The 17,937-nt window shown below is 54.9% G+C and carries 19 protein-coding genes; 5 read left to right on the top strand and 14 right to left on the bottom strand.

Features of this window, described 5'->3' with window-relative positions; all coding sequences use genetic code 11:
* Window positions 1-2 precede the first annotated feature (2 nt).
* The 3 genes from ABJ205_RS11690 to ABJ205_RS11680 all read right to left on the bottom strand — a co-directional run bounded on the left by ABJ205_RS11690 (window position 3) and on the right by ABJ205_RS11680 (window position 3,822).
* Complete coding sequence (locus ABJ205_RS11690) at window positions 3-161, bottom strand: hypothetical protein (RefSeq protein ID WP_348155931.1); 159 nt, start codon at window positions 159-161, stop codon at window positions 3-5.
* Window positions 162-179: 18 nt separating this feature from the next.
* Window positions 180-2,852 (bottom strand): aconitate hydratase AcnA, encoded by a 2,673-nt coding sequence (gene acnA / locus ABJ205_RS11685; RefSeq protein ID WP_348155928.1) that lies wholly within the window; start codon window positions 2,850-2,852, stop codon window positions 180-182.
* Window positions 2,853-2,925: 73 nt separating this feature from the next.
* On the bottom strand, window positions 2,926-3,822 hold the full coding sequence (locus ABJ205_RS11680; protein ID WP_348155927.1) for a DMT family transporter: 897 nt from the start codon (window positions 3,820-3,822) through the stop codon (window positions 2,926-2,928).
* Between the two features lie 189 nt (window positions 3,823-4,011).
* Between ABJ205_RS11680 and ABJ205_RS11675 the strand changes: the two genes are divergently transcribed.
* On the top strand, window positions 4,012-5,397 hold the full coding sequence (locus tag ABJ205_RS11675; protein WP_348155924.1) for a L,D-transpeptidase family protein: 1,386 nt from the start codon (window positions 4,012-4,014) through the stop codon (window positions 5,395-5,397).
* 22 nt (window positions 5,398-5,419) lie between these two features.
* Here ABJ205_RS11675 and ABJ205_RS11670 read toward each other — a convergent pair whose 3' ends face one another.
* Both ABJ205_RS11670 and ABJ205_RS11665 read right to left on the bottom strand, forming a co-directional pair.
* Window positions 5,420-6,193 (bottom strand): murein L,D-transpeptidase catalytic domain-containing protein, encoded by a 774-nt coding sequence (locus tag ABJ205_RS11670; protein ID WP_348155922.1) that lies wholly within the window; start codon window positions 6,191-6,193, stop codon window positions 5,420-5,422.
* Window positions 6,194-6,250: 57 nt separating this feature from the next.
* Window positions 6,251-7,699 carry an NAD(P)-binding protein gene (locus tag ABJ205_RS11665; RefSeq protein WP_348155919.1) on the bottom strand — a complete coding sequence of 483 codons (1,449 nt, stop codon included), beginning with the start codon at window positions 7,697-7,699 and terminating at the stop codon, window positions 6,251-6,253.
* 67 nt (window positions 7,700-7,766) lie between these two features.
* Between ABJ205_RS11665 and ABJ205_RS11660 the strand changes: the two genes are divergently transcribed.
* Window positions 7,767-8,366, top strand: a complete 600-nt coding sequence (locus ABJ205_RS11660) for a hypothetical protein (protein WP_348155917.1) — start codon at window positions 7,767-7,769, stop codon at window positions 8,364-8,366.
* A gap of 21 nt (window positions 8,367-8,387) precedes the next feature.
* On the opposite strand, the gene ABJ205_RS11655 is transcribed toward ABJ205_RS11660, so the two are convergent.
* The 8 genes from ABJ205_RS11655 to ABJ205_RS11620 form a co-directional block, all read right to left on the bottom strand.
* Window positions 8,388-8,915, bottom strand: a complete 528-nt coding sequence (locus ABJ205_RS11655) for a TIGR02281 family clan AA aspartic protease (RefSeq protein ID WP_348155914.1) — start codon at window positions 8,913-8,915, stop codon at window positions 8,388-8,390.
* Window positions 8,916-8,940: 25 nt separating this feature from the next.
* A complete protein-coding gene (locus tag ABJ205_RS11650; RefSeq protein WP_348155913.1) occupies window positions 8,941-9,819 on the bottom strand; it encodes a histone deacetylase in 879 nt (292 codons plus the stop codon).
* Window positions 9,820-9,852: 33 nt separating this feature from the next.
* Window positions 9,853-10,359, bottom strand: a complete 507-nt coding sequence (locus tag ABJ205_RS11645; protein WP_348155910.1) for a thioredoxin family protein — start codon at window positions 10,357-10,359, stop codon at window positions 9,853-9,855.
* Window positions 10,356-11,507 (bottom strand): flavodoxin-dependent (E)-4-hydroxy-3-methylbut-2-enyl-diphosphate synthase, encoded by a 1,152-nt coding sequence (gene ispG / locus ABJ205_RS11640; RefSeq protein WP_348155909.1) that lies wholly within the window; start codon window positions 11,505-11,507, stop codon window positions 10,356-10,358. Before ispG ends, ABJ205_RS11645 begins: the two co-directional genes overlap by 4 nt.
* Window positions 11,508-11,604: 97 nt before the next feature.
* A complete protein-coding gene (locus ABJ205_RS11635) occupies window positions 11,605-12,258 on the bottom strand; it encodes a DUF1109 domain-containing protein (protein ID WP_348155906.1) in 654 nt (217 codons plus the stop codon).
* A gap of 1 nt (window position 12,259) precedes the next feature.
* On the bottom strand, window positions 12,260-12,790 hold the full coding sequence (locus ABJ205_RS11630; protein ID WP_348155903.1) for a sigma-70 family RNA polymerase sigma factor: 531 nt from the start codon (window positions 12,788-12,790) through the stop codon (window positions 12,260-12,262).
* A gap of 2 nt (window positions 12,791-12,792) precedes the next feature.
* Window positions 12,793-13,266: a DoxX family membrane protein gene (locus tag ABJ205_RS11625; RefSeq protein ID WP_348155900.1), complete on the bottom strand. Its 474-nt coding sequence runs from the start codon at window positions 13,264-13,266 to the stop codon at window positions 12,793-12,795.
* A 202-nt stretch (window positions 13,267-13,468) separates the two neighbouring features.
* Window positions 13,469-13,750 carry a DUF2282 domain-containing protein gene (locus ABJ205_RS11620; RefSeq protein WP_348155897.1) on the bottom strand — a complete coding sequence of 94 codons (282 nt, stop codon included), beginning with the start codon at window positions 13,748-13,750 and terminating at the stop codon, window positions 13,469-13,471.
* 216 nt (window positions 13,751-13,966) lie between these two features.
* Between ABJ205_RS11620 and ABJ205_RS11615 the strand changes: the two genes are divergently transcribed.
* From ABJ205_RS11615 to ABJ205_RS11605, 3 genes are read left to right on the top strand one after another with little or no spacing between them, the layout of a single operon-like run.
* A complete protein-coding gene (locus tag ABJ205_RS11615) occupies window positions 13,967-14,824 on the top strand; it encodes a DUF692 domain-containing protein (RefSeq protein ID WP_348155894.1) in 858 nt (285 codons plus the stop codon).
* Complete coding sequence (locus ABJ205_RS11610) at window positions 14,821-15,609, top strand: DNA-binding domain-containing protein (RefSeq protein WP_348155891.1); 789 nt, start codon at window positions 14,821-14,823, stop codon at window positions 15,607-15,609. Before ABJ205_RS11615 ends, ABJ205_RS11610 begins: the two co-directional genes overlap by 4 nt.
* A 45-nt stretch (window positions 15,610-15,654) precedes the next feature.
* Window positions 15,655-16,593: an alpha/beta hydrolase gene (locus tag ABJ205_RS11605; protein WP_348155890.1), complete on the top strand. Its 939-nt coding sequence runs from the start codon at window positions 15,655-15,657 to the stop codon at window positions 16,591-16,593.
* A 366-nt stretch (window positions 16,594-16,959) separates the two neighbouring features.
* Here ABJ205_RS11605 and ABJ205_RS11600 read toward each other — a convergent pair whose 3' ends face one another.
* Window positions 16,960-17,931, bottom strand: coding sequence for an SDR family NAD(P)-dependent oxidoreductase (locus tag ABJ205_RS11600; RefSeq protein WP_348155888.1), 972 nt, complete (start codon window positions 17,929-17,931; stop codon window positions 16,960-16,962).
* Window positions 17,932-17,937: the final 6 nt, after the last annotated feature.

The following is a 17,937-nucleotide window of genomic DNA, read 5'->3' as shown; positions in this document are numbered from 1 at the left end:
ATTTAGCCAAGCGCCAATCGTTCTTGAACTTGCTCGTCCGTATCGGCGAATTCATAGCCAAACGGTATGTTTTCTGGACAGTCTTCTCCTTCACTGCCGCTGGGTGCGCAAGCGGAGATTGCCAGCGTCCCAAGAGTGCAAAGAATGAGACGTTTGAACATCGGTGCGGCACAAATCCTTTAAGCGGCAAGCTTCCTCAAAACGTAATGAAGGATGCCGCCATTGTGGTAATACTCCATCTCGTTCTCCGTATCTATACGGCAAAGTGCGGTGAAAGTGAAGGTTGAGCCATCGCCTCTGCGGGCTTCGACTTCGACATCTTGTGCGGGCTCAAGGCCGGCAAGCTCCTTGATCGAAAAAGTGCAGTCGGCATCGAGACCAAGCGACAGGCGCGTATCCCCTTCTTTGAATTGCAAAGGAAGCACGCCCATTCCAACAAGGTTTGAGCGGTGGATGCGCTCAAAACTCTCAACGATAACTGCGCGCACGCCCAATAGAATGGTGCCTTTCGCAGCCCAGTCACGACTGGAACCCGTCCCGTATTCCTTGCCGCCCACAACGATAAGCTGTGTACCCTCAGCCTTATGGCGCATGGCGGCGTCATAGATCGGCATGCGCTCACCAGCGTAAGTGGTCTCGCCCCCTTCAACGCCGGGGACCATTTCGTTCTTGATGCGGATATTTGCGAAGGTCCCGCGCATCATCACGTCGTGATTGCCGCGCCGCGAACCGTAAGAATTGAAATCCTTTCTCTGGATCTGATTGCCATTAAGGTAGGAACCGGCAGGGCTGTCTTCCTTGATCGCGCCAGCAGGGGAAATGTGATCGGTGGTGACCGAGTCCCCAAGGATTGCGAGCGGCTTGGCATCAACAATATCGGTGATCGGAGCTGGCTTCATCTCCATGCCTTCAAAATAAGGCGGGTTTGCAATGTAGGTGGAGCCTGCGCGCCATTGATAGGTGTCGGACGGCTCGACTGTGATTTTCTGCCAATGTTCATCGCCATCAAACACATTCGCGTAGCGCGTTTCGAACATTGATCGGTCGATATTGGCTGTGCGGTGTTCAGCGATCTCCGCGTTCGAAGGCCAAAGGTCTGCAAGCATTACATCGTTTCCGTCTTGGTCTTGGCCTAGCGGTGTTTCGGTAATGTCTTCAGTAACAGTACCCTTGAGGGCATAGGCGACCACCAGTGGCGGACTGGCCAAGAAGTTGGCGCGCACATCAGGCGACACGCGGCCTTCGAAGTTGCGGTTCCCGGAAAGCACGGATGCGGCCACAATATCGTTGCCATTGATGGCGTTGCTGATTGGCGGGGAAAGGGGGCCGGAGTTGCCGATACAGGTGGTGCAGCCGTAGCCGACAAGGTCGAAGCCCACGGCATCAAGGTCGTCCTGAAGACCGGATTTGACGAGGTAATCGGTCACTACTTGAGAGCCTGGCGCAAGCGAGGTTTTTACCCATGGCTTTGGCCGCATGCCGCGTTCATTGGCTTTCTTGGCGACTAGCCCCGCCGCGATAAGAACGTCCGGGTTTGACGTATTGGTGCAGCTGGTAATCGCAGCGATAACGACATCGCCATCGCCAATATCGTGGTCGGTCTCGGCCACATCGACGCGGACAGGCGCGCTCTTCTTGTAAACTTTGGCCAAGTCCTCATTGAACAGCTCATCAACCATGGGGAGCGTCACGCGATCTTGGGGGCGCTTGGGCCCGGCAAGGCTTGGCACAACCGTGCCCACGTCCAGCTCAAGCGTGTTTGAAAAGACCGGTTCATTCGCCGGATCAAACCACATACCCTGCTCTTTGGCGTAGGCTTCAACCAGAGCGATGGTTTCTTCCGGACGGCCCGTCAGGCGCATATAGTCGATGGTTTTGTGGTCGATGCCAAAGAAACCGCAAGTTGCCCCGTATTCTGGTGCCATATTCGCAATAGTTGCCCGGTCAGCGAGGGTCAGATTGGCAACCCCTTCTCCGTAGAATTCAACGAAGCGGCCCACCACACCAACTTCGCGCAGCATCTGGACGCAGGTAAGAACAAGGTCTGTCGCGGTAACGCCTTCGGTCATTTTTCCAGTGAGCTTAAAGCCGACCACTTCGGGCACGAGCATCGAAATCGGCTGACCCAGCATCGCGGCTTCGGCTTCGATCCCGCCCACGCCCCAACCAAGCACACCAAGGCCATTAATCATTGTGGTGTGGCTATCGGTGCCTACGCATGTGTCCGGGTAAGCAACAAGTTCGCCGTCTTCGTCTTCGCTCGACCATACGCCGCGCCCGATATATTCAAGGTTCACCTGGTGGCAGATGCCAGTTCCAGGAGGAACAGCTGAGAAATTCTCGAAGCTTTCCGCGCCCCATTTGAGGAAGTCATAACGCTCCGCATTGCGCTCATATTCCAGCGCCATATTGGCTTCCATCGCCTTGGGGTGGCCAAATTCATCGACCATGACGGAGTGATCGATTACAAGGTCCACAGGCACCTGCGGATTGATCTTTGCCGTGTCTCCGCCAAGCGCCTTGATGGCGTCGCGCATAGCTGCGAGGTCGACCACGCAAGGGACGCCAGTAAAGTCCTGCAAGAGCACGCGGGCAGGGCGGTATTGGATTTCTTCGCCAGTGACAGGATTGTTCTGCCAGTCGACAATTCCCTGAATATCCTTTCGCCCAACGGTGAAGCCGCCATCCTCAAAGCGCAGCATATTCTCCAAGAGCACCTTCATCGAGATAGGCAGTTTTGACACATCGCCCATTTGCGCAGCCGCTTTCCTAAGCGAATAATAGGCGTAGGATTTGCCGTTCACATTGAGGGTGGAACGGGCGGCGAGGCTATCTTTGCCAGTGGCGGTCATTTGCGTTGGTCCCTAAAAACTATCCCATAAATAATCTGGCCCCGGGCGAGCCCAAGGTCAAGGATGTGGAACGCTATGCGACTTCAGTTTGTCCTCGCTTGCTTTTACGAGTTGCAAGCCAGCATCCGGTCACAATCAACGCTGTTCCCGCGAGAGTAGGCACCGTTACTGCCTCTCGGAAAAACAGCCAGCCCAATACGCTTGCCCATAAGAAACCTGAGTATTCAATCGGCACAAGAGCCTGGGCCTCGGCCCGTGCATAGGCCCATGCTAGGGTCATTGCGCCCAGAACAGTCAGGGCGGCAGCTGCTGCCAGAGGGAAAAGCGCTTGCGTTTCAATCGGCGTTGCAAGGAACGGGGCGGGCAGCAGTAAAACAACGCCTCCGACACCGCTATGGAAAGTGGCAATTTCAACCGGTCCGGCGACCTGCGATTGCTTGCGGATTACAATGAAATTGTAGGCATAAAGCAAGGCAGAGATTGTCAAAGCGCCAAGGCCAAGCGCTGCATCATCATCAAAACCACCCGTCCCGATTTTGCCGCTGACAATCACCAATGTGCCTGCCAAGCCCAGAAGGCTCGCGATGATGGCCTGAGGCTGGATGACTTCACCCAAAAGAATACGGGCCAGATACAGCGCGATGAGTGGTGCGATAAAGCTGAGCGCAATCGCCTCTGCCAAAGGCAATTTGGTTAGTGCAAAGAAGAACGACAAAGCCATAAAGGCGCTGATAATTCCGCGCTCAAGATGCAGTTTCAATGTCGATTGATCGGGCCAACCGCTGCGTTTCCAGAACCAAAAAGGCGCAATGATTGCTGCTCCAATAAGCGAACGCAGAACCGTCGCAGTATAAGCCCCGGTGGTAAGAGCAGCCTCTTTCATGAAGGCATCCATCATCGATAAAAAGCCGACACCCAGCAACGCCGCAGCAAAAGGGAGTAAGGGAGAAGAGAGGGCGGACCGGTTCATTGGAACCGCTCTCTAGAGGGGTAAGGCCGCTGCGTCACCACTACTTAGGAGCAAGTTTTTTGGGTCAATTCAGCCTTAGGAAATCTGTTTTGGTTGATAGAAGTCCTGAAAACGGGGTATATTTACCTTTAAGAGGTAGGAACACATTGTTCATGCTCAGTTTGAGCAAATGGGTATTAGGTGGATCAAATGCATAAATGGGTCAGCACGTTTGCAATCACTTTGACGGGCTCAGCTGTGCTCGGTGCGGGAGCTCTTGCACAACAAGAAGCTGCTGATCGCGCGCAAGCCGAACCGGCGGCAGCGGCTGAGACCGCAAATGACGCAAGTTTTGATGAAGCATTCCCGCAAATGGTGTCGGAGCCATTGGTGCAAGGCGACCTTGCGCCTCCTGGACCCATGGTGGCAGCTTGGGGTCTCGATCATGTGACAGCCCTTATCGGCGTGATCGACGGCATTGGCGCGGAAGGCCTCGATCCCAATGATTACGATCACGCAGCGATAAAGGAGCTGGCCGAGCAAGGGCCATCTGAGGCGCTCGACAAATTGGCGTCCAAGAACTTTGTTTGGTTGGTTGAAGACCTGCGCGATGGACGCACCCCAATGGATGCGCGGGTGCAGTGGTTTGTCGTTGACCCGGACCGCAACCGTTTTCGTTCGCGGGAACTGCTTAACGAGGCTCTTGGGACCGGAGACGTCGCAGGCACGCTGTCAAAACTCAACCCCACCCATCCTGACTATGCTGCGCTGCGCGCTGAATTGGCTGAGACTCCATTTGAGGAAACCGCCAAGCGCAAGCTTATCCGCGCCAATATGGACCGTTGGCGTTGGCTCGCGCGCGATTTAGGTCGGCAATATCTTCTCACCAATGTGCCAGAATATCAGTTGCGCCTGACGGTGGCGGACAAGATCATCAGCACCTATCGAACCGTTGTCGGAAAACCTGGCCGCACCGCGACACCGCAATTGGCCGAAGTGGTATCTGGCGTGGTCTTCAACCCCACCTGGACCGTCCCCCAATCCATCGTCAAAGGCGAAGGGCTGGGCGAGCGTGTGTTAGGCAACCCAGCATGGGCGCGTTCAAAAGGATACCGCGCAACCCGCCACGACAGCGGCTGGATCAGCGTTGTACAGCAACCAGGACCCACCAATTCTCTGGGCCGAATGAAGCTGGAAATGCCCAATCGTCACGCGATTTTCTTCCACGACACGCCGTCGCGCCATTTGTTCAACAACAATATGCGAGCACTTTCGCACGGCTGTATTCGAACAGAGCGAGCGCTGGAGCTGGCGATCACCATGGCGATCCTTGGCAAAGGCGCGACCAAAGATGAGGCGGTCGCAATTGCAACCTCTGGTGAATACACCAAGATTATGATTGAGAAGAAAATGAACGCCTACATCACCTATTTCACCATGGGTGTGGACATCGATGGCAATCTTCGTGAGTTCGACGACATTTACGGCCGAGATAAACCAGTGCTGGCCAGCCTCGATAAACCGCGTGTGCAAAATCGCTCTGGTGAAAGCGACGACGAAGTCATCGTGATCGAGAACAACCCGCTGGCGGGGTGAAGTGTTGGCCTAACCTAGGGGTTTAAAACGCCCCGGGTACGCGCCTTTGCATCGCACTGGGATTGTCGGGCGTGAGCATCTGCATGTTCGGCTCGTTCCCATTTCCCTGGGCAAGCGCCAATTGCTGCTCGCGGCTGAGCATTGCGCCGTTCTCTTGCAGGCCTAGGCTGTCGGTATAAAGCAAACGGCCGCCAGACAATTTCAACAAAATCTGCTGGAAGTCCTGTGTGCCAAAGACAAAGCACCCTTGCGAGCGGCCCATTTTGCCCCATCGTTGAAGGTGCGATGGCTCTGCATAGGCCGCGCGGTGCATCACGATATAGCGGCGCAGTGCTGCCTCATTGGATGCTTCCAATCCGCCAAGGCGCACTGATGTGCCATAACGTCCTTGGTACCACTCCCACGTCACATAAGCTCCTCGACTGGTTGCATGGGAGCCCTCCTCGTTGGAATAGCTGTCAAGCCAACCATCGTGATTGCGGTCAGAGCCTGATCCGTGGCTGACGTGATAAGCCTGCACTTCTTCAAGACGCAGGTTCACAAGGTAAAAACGCTGATGGGCCGAATGCACACCGTAATCGCAAATGCCGACGATATCCTTGCGCCAAATAGCATCGCCCGCTCGGTCAAGCTCGCGCTTAGCGACATCGAACAATGCCCTGTCACGAGGCGTTCCGGTGCGCGGCTGTGCGGGCACCTGAGCAGACAATTTGGCAGGTAATGCAGGAAGCGGTGCCGAACCCACAAGTGTGAGGCCAGTGGCAATGGAGCCTTTCAAGAGATCGCGTCGGTTCATACTGATCATACTACCTAACGGAAAATGACGTTCCCGTGAATCCCAAAATAACGCCCATTACGCCGCCTCGTGAATAGCCTTGGCCGCCATGCCCAACTTTATGACTCCCGGCAGATTGGCTTGGATTTTCGGCCCGATTTCGGAAAGCGCTGCCAGCCGGGGATCGTTCTCTCTCATCATCCGCACAATTGCAGGCCCCGTTGGGTGGAGCCGGCTTTTGTTATTGAAGGCATTGGTCTTTTCATTGCCTGAAAGAATCGCAGTGCTCATCAGATTAGCCATCACCGCATAAGGGTAAGTTTCGGTTGTGTCAGTCAGCGGTGCAGGAGGCACGAGGTTGTTTTTCTCGTCATCCGTTTCAAAATGCACTTCAATAAATGCGGCCAAAGCTGCGCTGAATGGGACAAGCGGAGCTTGAGCGAGCTGCAAGGTGATTGTGTCACCCTGGAAGAAGGGGCGTCCATTGTCGCGCTGCTCAAAAGGCACTGCGCTTGCGGTGCAATCAATGAAAAGTGTACCTTCAGGCAGATAGGTACGCTCGTCTCCAAAGATCATCGCAGATGTTTCCAGAGCGCTAACTCGCTTGTTCCTGTGAATCTTGGTAATCTGCTGGAGCAGCGCGATTTCGGCTTCCGAGATCACTGCAAAGTGGAACATTTTGGGCGTCACGCTTTCGTCGATCCGAAGCATAGTCCCACGCTTGCCAAGCTTGGCAAACATCTCATCACCTGTTTCAGAACCGTTGGCGCATTCAACAAGGTCGACCTGAAATTGCACCAAATCCTCGATATGATGATAGGCGGGTTGGAGCAGCTTGCGGTTGAACATCCAGCTGTCACGCGGACGCACCCAGTCGATTTTGTCTGCTGGAACGCCTGCCTCGAGCAGCCAGATTGCGGTATCCATAGCCGTCTTGCCGCCGCCAATGATGCAGTAATGCTGCGGCAAATTGTTCGTATCCATCCAAAGGAAAGGAAGGTCGCCAGGGGGAGCAAACCGTGTGCCTTCTCCAATGTCGAAGGCGGGCTTGTGGGTCGAAGGGACGCTGGTTTTAAACCAAGTCCCATCAACAAGCTTACGCCGGATTGTGAAGGAATGCTCATCACCCGAAAGGATGCTGCGCGCTGAATGTTCGCCTTTATTGCCGCCCTGATATTCGGTGAGCGGCAAGTATGTCACCCGTCCGCTCGGCACAAAACGCTCGGTCATCAAGCTGCTGTAATAGGCGAGGATTTCGGCGTGCTTAGCAAGGGGATACATGCCTTTATTGTGGCCGCGTTCATCCACGCGGTCGGGGCACATCTCCATCGAATTGACGCCATACGTCGCGCTTGGTTGGTGCAGGGCCACAAAAGAATAGGCATCGTTCCAATGCCCGCCAGGCCGTGCATGCTTATCGAGGATGGTGATATGGCAATCCGGATCTTCGTCTAGCAGCGTATCGACAAATGCCATACCTACCGCACCTGCACCAATGACCAGATAATCGGTTTCGTGAGAAGTCATGAGCGCGTTCATCCTTTGGCGTTTGCAAATTTGCTATACAGCTCTCGAATCAGAGAAGAGAGTAATCATGCGCCGTTTATCACGCCTTTGCGCCATTATTGTGAGTTTTTGGACTTTGGCCTTTGCGCATTCTGTCTTGGCTCAGGATGGAATGGGCGAGCGGGCGCAAACTATCGTTTCATCAGAGCTACCCCTTACACAGCTCAACATTATCCGCAGCAGCCGAACAGATGTGCCGGGCACGGTAACGGTTGAAACTGCCGAAATCCCTGAAAATTTGCCGCGCATTCTTGATGAAAAAGGCGCTGAACGGCTGATACGCAATGAGGGGATAACGCTTCAATGGATCGGCTGGGAAGAACGCGGGCCAGCCTGGGTCGCGGTCGCGGACACTGGGCATTGGCTTTTGATGGCAGGACAAGGTGACGCACAGGGCGGTACTCTTGATCTGGAGGGGTTCATAACTGAGATTGGCTCTGATCATTTCATCTTTGAAGGCACGATTAAGGTGCTGGGCACACCCGATGAAGAACGCCTTTGCAACGCCACCAAACAGTGGCGCTTTGCGGTGACGCAAGGCCGTTCATATTACCGCTTGCGCGAATTTGAATGGTGCGATGGGCTCACCGACTACATCGATATCTATTTCCCGCCCTCTCTTAGGTGAGAGTTGGACCTGGGTCGGAAATTAGCTGCCGGAGAGCAACATCTGATTGCCTTCGATCTGCACTGAGCCGATTTGCCCTAGATAGGATTGGCCGAGAAGCGATACATCCAGCCCTTCTGGCACGATCATGGCGCGCACGTTGTGGCGGGTGAAGCCGCCAACATCTACAACGTCCAGTTGGCGCACGACCCCGTAAACCGTTCCGCTTGCACCGCGTGCAACAGGGCGCACTTCGCTTTGGTCCCAATAAATGCCCGCGGCCCGTGCATCTGATCCGGTAAGAGCGATGACACTTGCGCCCGTATCCACCAGCATACGAAGGCTCGCACCGTTCACGTTTGTGGTAGCGTAGAAGTGCCCGTCATATTCGCGCGAAAGGGTGTGGGAGCCAGCGTTCCAATCGTTTGTGGCGGTCGATTCGGTATGCGCGACTGCGCCGCGAGGCGCCCAATCGCCGCCTTCATCTGAGCTGCCCACGTCAGAGCCGGCAGCAACCAGCGCTGCGAACAAGCAAACACCGGCGGTAAGGGCGAGATAGCGTCCAATCATGGATGCATGGATTAAAGCGAAAGGTTTAAGGCGCCCTAAACTTCGCGTTTTCCTCGGCCATTGCCACCATGGAGCGGGCGTGGCGAGCAGCGACCTGTTGCGCATCTCCATATCCGCCGCCCAGCGCAGACGCGATTGCTAGCCCGCGCGTGCGGGCTTCTCTCACCACAAAGCGATCGCGTTCGAGAAGCCCTTCATCGGTGAGGGCAAGGCGGCCTAGTTTATCGTCTTCATGGGGATCGACGCCTGCCTGATAGAAGACAAAGTCGGGTTTGAAGCCGTCGAGCAGTTTGGGAATGTGGTTTTCCAGCACCGTCATATAGGCGGCATCCGTGGTGCCATCGGGCAATCCAAAATCGACGTTTGAGCGAGCCTTTCGGACCGGGAAATTCTTCTCTGCATGGACTGAGAATGTCGCGATATCTTCGCGCCCCGCAGTAAGGCTGGCGGTGCCATCGCCTTGATGCACGTCGAGGTCGATGATCGCGATGCGTTTAGCGTCCCCTTCTGTGATTAACCGATTGGAGGCAACGGCCAGATCATTGAACACGCAATAGCCCGCACCCGTTTCAGCCAGAGCATGGTGGCTTCCCGCTGCGCTATTGGCGGCGTATCCGTGCTGCATTGCAAGTTTTGACGCGAGCCAAGTCCCGCCATTGGTGTGGCGCACGCGGTCACGGATGGCCTCGGTCACCGGAAAGCCGATGCGGCGCTCTTTCTCGCGCGGGACATCAGCGCGAAACACCTCATCGACATATTCTGGGTCATGCACCGCTTCGAGCCAAGCCCGCGGGCAGGGTTCCGGCGCGTGTTCGGTTATCGCCGCGCCAGAGCTGCGTAACTCCTCCATCACGAGGTAGTATTTGTCGAACTTGAACGTCCCCCGCTCAGGGTGCGGTGCCATGTAATCGGGGTGATGGACGACGTGGAGCAGGGTTTAGGGTGCCTTATCAGCCAGCATCACTAGCTCGTTATAAATCGCGTCTTCTTCGCGGCTTGCGGCGTTGCGCCAGCTTTGGGCGGTGTCTGCGTTCAGTACCTCGCCCTCGGCAGTTGCCGCCAGCACAAGCGGTGTGCCTTCCTGTTCCGCAATGCCGAAGCGCTGCAACACATGTTGGTTATGGCCGTCACCTTGTTGAGGCATACCAACATTGACGAAAACCAGCTCATAGCTCTCTGAGATCATGCCTCCGATGCGCTCACTTGTTGTCCACCCGGCAAAGGCGCGGCTGTCGTGGCACCAGTTTGCGCCAAAGGCGATGAGGACGCGCGTGTTGTTTTCCGCCGCGCGGGTGAGCGCCGCGTCAACGTCCGCCATTGCATTTTCGCTTACATCGTAAAGCCGCGCCTCGGGATAGTCATGGTCGCCATCACCTTTCCCAAGTGCAGCGCCGCCGATTACCACAAGTGCAGCGAGAAGCCCTGATACGATGGCCTTTATCATTCTGCTGCCTCCGGTGTCTTCTCTGGTGCATGCGGATCAAAAGCCACTGCATCGCCTGCTTCAATCGCGGCGGCCTTATCTTCGACCAATTTAACAATGTGGCTCAGCATATCCTCGTCCTCAATCGCATGCGCTTTCACGCCGGAGAGGTAGACCATGTGCTTGCCTGCGCCCCCGCCGGTAAGGCCAATGTCTGTCTCGCGCGCCTCGCCGGGGCCATTAACCACGCAGCCGAGCACGGAAAGGCTCATCGGGGTTTTGATGTGTTCAAGCCGTTTTTCGAGGGCTTCAACCGTGCGAATCACGTCGAAACCTTGGCGCGAACAGGAAGGGCACGACACAACGCGAACGCCGCGTGTGCGAAGGCCGAGAGATTTGAGCATCTCATAACCGACTTTGACCTCTTCCTCAGGCTCAGCAGACAGCGAGACGCGGATGGTATCGCCAATGCCTGCCCACAAAAGCGAGCCCATGCCGATAGAACTTTTGACCGTCCCTCCAATCAATCCGCCAGCTTCGGTAATACCAAGGTGAAGAGGGCAATCGACCGCTTCTGCAAGCCCGTGATAGGCCGCCACCGCGAGGAAAACGTCGGATGCTTTCACCGCCACTTTGAAATCGTGGAAGTCGTGATCTTGAAGGAGTTTGATGTGGTCCAAAGCGCTTTCAATCAGCGCCTCTGGGCAAGGCTCGCCGTATTTCTCAAGCAAGTCCTTCTCGAGGCTACCAGCGTTGACGCCAATGCGGATAGCACAGCCATTGGCTTTAGCTGCACGGACGACTTCAGCCACCCGTTTGGATGAACCGATATTGCCCGGGTTGATCCGCAAGCACGCTGCGCCCGCATCGGCGGCTTCTAAAGCGCGTTTGTAATGAAAGTGAATATCCGCGACGATGGGAATGCGTGCAGCTTTGGTGATCTTGGCAAAGCTTTTGGTCGATTCCTCGGTCGGACAAGAGACACGGATAATATCGCAGCCAACCTCTTCGCACCGCCTGATCTGATCGAGCGTAGCCACTGCATCTTCCGTGGGAGTGTTGGTCATGGTTTGAACGGTGATCGGAGCCCCGCCACCAACGGGCACATCACCCACCATGATCTGACGGCATTCCCGCCTATCGATATCGCGCCAAGGTCTAAAAGACATGGGTGTGCATATAGGCCCGGAATTATGAAGGAGCAATGACAGTAAAAAAGGGGCGACACTGCGTCGCCCCTTCCAATATTCGTCTAATTGTGAGCGCCTACCAGCGGATCAGAGGCGGAACCACAAGCCGTCCGGCCACGGCCATAATGGCAACTGGCGCAACATGCCAAAGGCCAACGTGTGAAAAGGTATCAAGCGGGCAAGTGATGCCGTAGGCCAACGCGCCAAGCGCGCCAGCGGTCGTACCTGCTAGCCATCCAGAACGTTCAATCGACACCGGTGCGCCGCGGCGTAGCCAAAGGACAGATGCTGCAAGAACAATAGCAGATGCGCAAAGCGAACCCGTCACACACATCATCGCAACCGGGTCATTTAGACCTTCATGCGCATGATTACCGGTGCCTGTGAGCAAGCTCAACGCCGCGCCAACTGGCATGACAGCGACCATCAATGCACCCCAAAAGGCAGCGCTGCTTTGTGCGCCAACCCGAGGCATCGCACTCTTGATAAGCGCAGCCCCGCTTGCCGCACCAAGCAACAGCAATAAGCCATGGGTGATCAAGAAATATCCGGACGCCTGGCCTTTGAGCAAGCCATCCCACCATTCATAAACAGCGATCGAAACCACTGCCGCAATAATGGTGGCAAATGCTATCAAAGCGATGCCGTCCAGCGAGCGCACCGGTTTAATCGGGGTCACATCTTCGGTCAGAGCAGCGATCAAGTCGTCGCGATTTGAGTACTTTTCCATATTATTCAGCTTTCTCGACCAGCGTCGCCAATTTCTTGAGGCCACGGTGGATATTCACTTTGACCAGGCTTTCGCTTTGCCCGGTTTTTTCGGCGGCCTCTCGGATAGAGAGACCTGCAATCTTGACCATCTCAATCACTTCGGCTTGACGGTCAGGCAATTGCCCAAATAGCCGATCAAGGCTTACTCGGGCCATGATGACTTCTTCATCGCTGTCCTCACTGGCATCGTCATCCATGAGTTCTTGAGACTCATGTTTATAGACCTTGCGCAAATGATCGACCCAGCGATAGCGTGCAATCGCTGCCAGCCATGGCAGAAATGGGCGCGATGGATCCCACGTTGCCCGTTTGGTGTAGAAGGCAATAAGCACATCTTGCACCAGATCATCAATCGAATGCGGCGGTATCCGCCTTCTGAAGTAGCGCTCCAACCAAAGCCCTGCCTCTGACAGCAACACATTAGTAGCGGCTTTATCGCCGTCCTGTGCTGCTGTCATTAGCCGGGCAAAGGTTGGTTCATCAGCAACCATTGTTAGGCAGCGTTGCCGCCATAGAAGCGGTCACCCAGACGATCGAGGGAGAACATGCCTCCGCCGCGGCTGATCAGAATGGCGGCCATTGCAATAATCCCGAACGCCCAGCCCCAGAAGTGGCCGCTGGTTGGGTAAACGAAGAACTGAATAACTAGAGCCATCACTGCCAGAGCAGCTGCTCCAAAGCGGGTAAAGAGGCCTGCGAACAGGAGCATAGGGAGAAAGAACTCCGCATAGATTGTCATCGGCATTGCGATCTCTGTTGGGATCGGCAATCCAGTGTATTCATATTGAAACAGTGTCGGAAGCGAGTCGTTTGGTGTGAACCAAGTGCCTTCAGCGACTTTGGTCTTGTAAGACCTCCAAAACACGCCAGCCAGAGCGATCCGGATACCAAGTAGCGCCAGGCTTTCAAAAACCGAGCCTTTGAGAATCTCTACGATGCGTCCGTAGAGCGATGTGATTGCATTCATTTGATCCTCCGTGAAACCTGAGCAAAGGCACAGTCTTTCTTGCCTGAACTGTGCGTCCTGCTCTTCGGTTTTTCTATCTTTTTCAAGGGGGTGCCTTCACCCTCTCACTGTCCGCTTCGCCCTATAGTATGTCACACAATCCCCCAATTGGAAGGGGTTAGGTCGAAAAGGAAGCAAGAGGGCTTTTCAGCAAACTTGAATGTTAGCGGCGAACCGGCGCCAAAGAGCCGTTGCCTTTTGGCGTTTTGATGCTTGTGCAAGAGCCTTTGTCGACAAGCTTCCAAGCATTGCCTTGGTAGTCACGGGTCGAGGTGCCAGCGCAGCTTGTGCCTGGGCCAGCAGCGCAGTCATTTTTGCCTGCAAGCGACACGCCGTAGCATTTTTCTTTCGCGCCTTGAGCTGCCACTGGGGTAGTAGCCATGCCAGCTGCGATGCCAGCGGTCAGGGCGAGACCTGCGAGTGAAGCAATTGATTTCTTGTTCATGGTATTTCTCCAAAACGTGTTTCTTAGAATTTTGTGTTCCTATTTGCGTCGGAACTGCCCTGTGTTTCGCTGGCGTATTGAAGACGGTTACAAAATTCTTGAAAAAAGTGTGGTCTAAGCGTTGGTGGCTGTGTTGTAACGGGGATATGCTTCTCTGCGAACTCAATGATGAAAGGGCCCGCTACGGGCTGCAAAATATCTGCTAGGATCATTTTTATGAGTTCGCATTTCGAAACGATTGAGCCCTTTTCAGGTTTTGGCCTTGGCCTCAGGCGCACGCATTACGAGGATTTTTTGGAGAGTGACGTGCCAGTGGATTTCGTTGAGGTGATCAGCGAAAACTACATGATCGAGGGCGGACGTCAGTTACGTATCTTGGAACAGGTGCGTGAACGTCTGCCTGTGATCATCCACGGCGTTTCCATGTCTATCGGCTCTGCTCACGGTCTTGATTCAGACTATCTGGCCAAGCTCAAACAACTTGAGCAACGCATCGATCCGCTTTGGGTGTCAGATCATTTGTGCTGGACTCGAACCAGTGCTCACAATTCGCATGACCTTTTGCCCATGCCTTTGACTGAAGAAGCCTTGCAGGCGGTGTGCAACAATATTGATCATGCGCAAAATATACTGGGCCGTGCGATACTGTTTGAAAACCCATCAAGTTATGTCACTTTTCCAGAGGATGAGATGAGCGAATGGGAATTCCTCACCGAGATGACCCGGCGCACAGGCTGTTATTTGCTGCTTGATGTGAACAATATCTACGTCTCGTCGAAGAACCATGGGTTTTCAGCAGCGGAATATCTCAAAGGTCTCCCGCTAGACCGAGTGCGCCAAATCCATCTGGCGGGCCATGATCCCGCAACGCCAGAGCGTGACATTATTATTGACACCCACGACCGGGCGATTGTGGAGCCTGTGTGGAACCTTTATGCAAAGGCGCTTGAAATGATGCCGCATCTTCCGGCGGTAATGATCGAACGCGATGATCACATCCCGCCGATCGGCGAACTTCTTGCGGAACTAAACCGAGCCCGTGCAATTGCGAGCGATGAGATGGAACTGGCATGAGCAGTCTCGTTGAACGGCAAGACGCATTTCTTGCATCAATTCTGGACGAAGGTGCACCTGTGCCTCAAGGGTGGGGCAACAGCCAAGCCGCTGGGATGGCAGTGTACCGGGGCAATTATCGCTCTGCATTGATGGGTGCATTGGCTGAGACGTTTGAGCGAACTGCACTGTGCATTGGACAAAAGGCCTTTGCACAAGCGTCTATCAACCATGCAATTGCGCACCCGCCCAGCGGATGGACCATAGATGAGGCCGGCGAAGGTTTTGACGAAACTTGCGCCGAAATGTTCCATGATCGCCCTGAGGTCGCTGAGCTTGCTTGGATTGAATGGGCTATGCTTGAGCTTGCGACCGCTCCTGACACGGTGCCAATGACACCTGACGATTTTGCTGCCGTAAGCTCTGAGTTTGGCGATGAGGATTGGGGCGAGCTTCGCCTTCAATTTCAACCTCGCGCAAGGGCGCGGCTGGTTCGCCATGATTTGGAGGCACTTTGGCAAGCAATCGGGACCGAGGATCAGATGCCAGAGATATGCCTTGAAACGCACGCGACTTGCGTGGTTTCCCGTCACGAAGAACGTCCCACCTTCACTCTGCTAGAAGCCGATCACGCTCCCGCTTTCACCGCCATGCAGGAGGGTGCAAGCTATGGTGAGCTGATCGCAGTGCTTCTTGATGGCAACGAGTCCCCCACTCAAGCAAACATCCAATCGGCAGCAATGCGGGCTGGCGGGATGTTGGGCACTTGGTTGAACGAGGGCCTGATCGTAGCGATCAATCCTTGACTTAGGCAGTGCTTGCTTCACTCTTCTCCGCCAAGGAGAGAGCCCATGCTTACCGACACTTCCATCGAATTGCGCAGTGCAAAGCCCAGTCTATTGATGCGGACCATCAAATGGTTGATGTCAAAACGGCCCGATGTTTTCCCGCATAGGGCAGAGGATTTGGAACCGTTCTTGGCTGGGCGTAAACTGCCCAAAGATGCCCCGATGCCAGAATCGTTTCGCACAAAGTTTGACGCCGAGGAATGGGAAGCGGCAGGCCAAAAAGTCGTCACGCTGCACCGGAAATCGGGCCCCGGTATTTGGCATATGCTCTACTTCCACGGGGGCGGATTTGTCCTTCCGATGTTCAAAGAGCACTGGCCATTGGCGCAAGCTATGGTTGAGAAGTTGGGTGTCAGCATTTCCCTGCCGCTTTACGAAGTTGTCCCGGAAAGTTCGCACACAAGGCAAGATGAGCTTGCTGATGCTGCATTTGCCAAGATTGCAGAGGGTCATGATCCTTCCAAAATCATCTTAAACGGTGATAGCGCGGGCGGGCATATGGCTTTGAGCCTTGCTTTGCGTCTTGCGAAGACGGACGGTCCGAAGCCCGGGAAACTTGCCTTGTTTGCACCTTGGCTCGACGTGACAATGGCAGATCCCGGCATGCAGGCTGTGGAACCGCATGACATCATGCTGAAAATCGGCACTTTGCGCGCTTGCGGGCAAGTGTTTGCGGGAGAAGGTGATCCGGCGAGTGCACAATTCAGCCCGCTCTTTTCACCGGGTGAAGACCTCGCCGCGCTTCCACCAACCCGGATTTGGACTGGATGCCATGACCTGTTCATTGTCGATAGCCGGACTTTTACCGGCAAGCTTCGTGATGCTGGGGTCGATGCGAAACTCTATGAATATGAAGGTGCACCGCACGTGTTCATGGCGGTGGTGCCGACCAGGGAATCCAAGGATTGCCTGCACCTTCTAGGCGAATTCTTGGCGGAATAGAGACCATAAAAAGGGGCGCGCTGAACAAAATCAACGCGCCCTTTAAGTGTCTGCGACCCGACGCCGCAGCATGCGACACGGGGCTCGATCAAGCCTTTTGACTCTTATCGAGCTGGTGCAACTTCATGTCGCCCAATGGCGTCCATGAAGATCAAGGCAAACGCCTCTTTAAAACTATCTGGGCCCGTGCGGCGTCCGCTTCGAGCATTTTCGCCGCATGAAACAATCAAACGCGACCGAAATTTCCCCTTTATTGCGCAAGCATGTTTATATCACGCTTAGCGCAACCGTCTTCTGAGCTCTGTATAGAGCAAAATGTAAAATCTCGCGGTAAAGGCATGTAAATTGTAAAATCGGCGGGTTCGCTTAGGCGAAATTTTCGCCGGTCATCTGCTCAGAAATAGCCCACAGTCGGTCCGCATTCCCCTTATCGAGCGCGTAGCTGCGCACACCCCCGCTGGTGGACACATCATCCACTTGGGCGACATGGCAGTCCTCGCAATAGACACCGCCAAGGCCGTCGAGTTCTGAAGCAGTCGCCGCCCAGACCTGTGTTGCAGCTCCTTGCGGTATCGATTTGAGCACAACTGGGCTGCCTGATTCACCGGCATTCTTCTTCATCCGTTCCATCAGGAACTTGGTGTCTTCTTCGGTCAGATGGCGACCAAGGTTGGTCTGAATGCCGCCGGGATGAACCGCATAAGCATGAATACCATTGTCAGCGAACCGGTCCTCAAGCCCTTTGGTGAAGAGGGCATTTGCGGACTTGGAGCAGCCATAGCTTTCCCATGGGGAGTATTCGCTTGTCTCGAAATTGGGGTCATCAAGTTGAGCTGGAGAAAGGTGGTGGCCTCTGCTGGAGAGGTTTACGATGCGCCCACTTCCAGCCCTGCCTGCACCTGCCTCCAACAGCGGCATGAGGTGCTTTGTCAGAGCGAAATGGCCCAAGTGATTGGTCCCAAATTGCATTTCAAACCCATCCTTGGTGAGGGTTTTGGGACAGGCCATAACCCCTGCATTGTTGATGAGAACATCGATCTTTTCGAAACGCTGATTGGCCTCAGCGCCTGCGGTCTTGATGCTTTCCAAAGAAGCAAGGTCGCAGGTGAGCGTTTCAACGTTCGCTCTAGGAATGTCGGCTTTGATCGCCGCCACGGCCTCGTCCATTTGAGCTGGATTGCGAGCCGTGATCACCACATGAGCGCCTTTTGCCGCCATGGCCCGAACGGTTTCTTGGCCCAAGCCCGAAGAACCACCTGTGACGAACACAGTTTTGCCCGACAGGTCGATGCCTTCAAGCACTTCATCAGTGGTGGTGGTGTCTCCAAATGCAGGCATGCGCTG

Origin of the sequence: Erythrobacter sp., from assembly GCF_039988855.1 — a bacterium.
GTDB lineage: Bacteria > Pseudomonadota > Alphaproteobacteria > Sphingomonadales > Sphingomonadaceae > Erythrobacter.
The sequence above is the reverse complement of the archived record's forward strand: the minus strand, read 5'-3'. Positions and strand labels throughout refer to the sequence as shown.

Coding starts and splice junctions, on each gene's coding strand:
- ABJ205_RS11665 (WP_348155919.1), bottom strand. CDS start 7,699: ATGACTTCTCACGAAACCGATTATCTGGTCATTGGTGCAGGTGCGGTA.
- ABJ205_RS11635 (WP_348155906.1), bottom strand. CDS start 12,258: ATGGAAAAGTACTCAAATCGCGACGACTTGATCGCTGCTCTGACCGAA.
- ABJ205_RS11650 (WP_348155913.1), bottom strand. CDS start 9,819: ATGGCACCGCACCCTGAGCGGGGGACGTTCAAGTTCGACAAATACTAC.
- ABJ205_RS11615 (WP_348155894.1), top strand. CDS start 13,967: ATGAGTTCGCATTTCGAAACGATTGAGCCCTTTTCAGGTTTTGGCCTT.
- ABJ205_RS11610 (WP_348155891.1), top strand. CDS start 14,821: ATGAGCAGTCTCGTTGAACGGCAAGACGCATTTCTTGCATCAATTCTG.
- ABJ205_RS11655 (WP_348155914.1), bottom strand. CDS start 8,915: ATGATTGGACGCTATCTCGCCCTTACCGCCGGTGTTTGCTTGTTCGCA.
- ispG (WP_348155909.1), bottom strand. CDS start 11,507: ATGTCTTTTAGACCTTGGCGCGATATCGATAGGCGGGAATGCCGTCAG.
- ABJ205_RS11620 (WP_348155897.1), bottom strand. CDS start 13,750: ATGAACAAGAAATCAATTGCTTCACTCGCAGGTCTCGCCCTGACCGCT.
- ABJ205_RS11645 (WP_348155910.1), bottom strand. CDS start 10,359: ATGATAAAGGCCATCGTATCAGGGCTTCTCGCTGCACTTGTGGTAATC.
- acnA (WP_348155928.1), bottom strand. CDS start 2,852: ATGACCGCCACTGGCAAAGATAGCCTCGCCGCCCGTTCCACCCTCAAT.
- ABJ205_RS11675 (WP_348155924.1), top strand. CDS start 4,012: ATGCATAAATGGGTCAGCACGTTTGCAATCACTTTGACGGGCTCAGCT.
- ABJ205_RS11660 (WP_348155917.1), top strand. CDS start 7,767: ATGCGCCGTTTATCACGCCTTTGCGCCATTATTGTGAGTTTTTGGACT.
- ABJ205_RS11690 (WP_348155931.1), bottom strand. CDS start 161: ATGTTCAAACGTCTCATTCTTTGCACTCTTGGGACGCTGGCAATCTCC.
- ABJ205_RS11605 (WP_348155890.1), top strand. CDS start 15,655: ATGCTTACCGACACTTCCATCGAATTGCGCAGTGCAAAGCCCAGTCTA.
- ABJ205_RS11680 (WP_348155927.1), bottom strand. CDS start 3,822: ATGAACCGGTCCGCCCTCTCTTCTCCCTTACTCCCTTTTGCTGCGGCG.
- ABJ205_RS11630 (WP_348155903.1), bottom strand. CDS start 12,790: ATGGTTGCTGATGAACCAACCTTTGCCCGGCTAATGACAGCAGCACAG.
- ABJ205_RS11670 (WP_348155922.1), bottom strand. CDS start 6,193: ATGAACCGACGCGATCTCTTGAAAGGCTCCATTGCCACTGGCCTCACA.
- ABJ205_RS11625 (WP_348155900.1), bottom strand. CDS start 13,266: ATGAATGCAATCACATCGCTCTACGGACGCATCGTAGAGATTCTCAAA.
- ABJ205_RS11600 (WP_348155888.1), bottom strand. CDS start 17,931: ATGCCTGCATTTGGAGACACCACCACCACTGATGAAGTGCTTGAAGGC.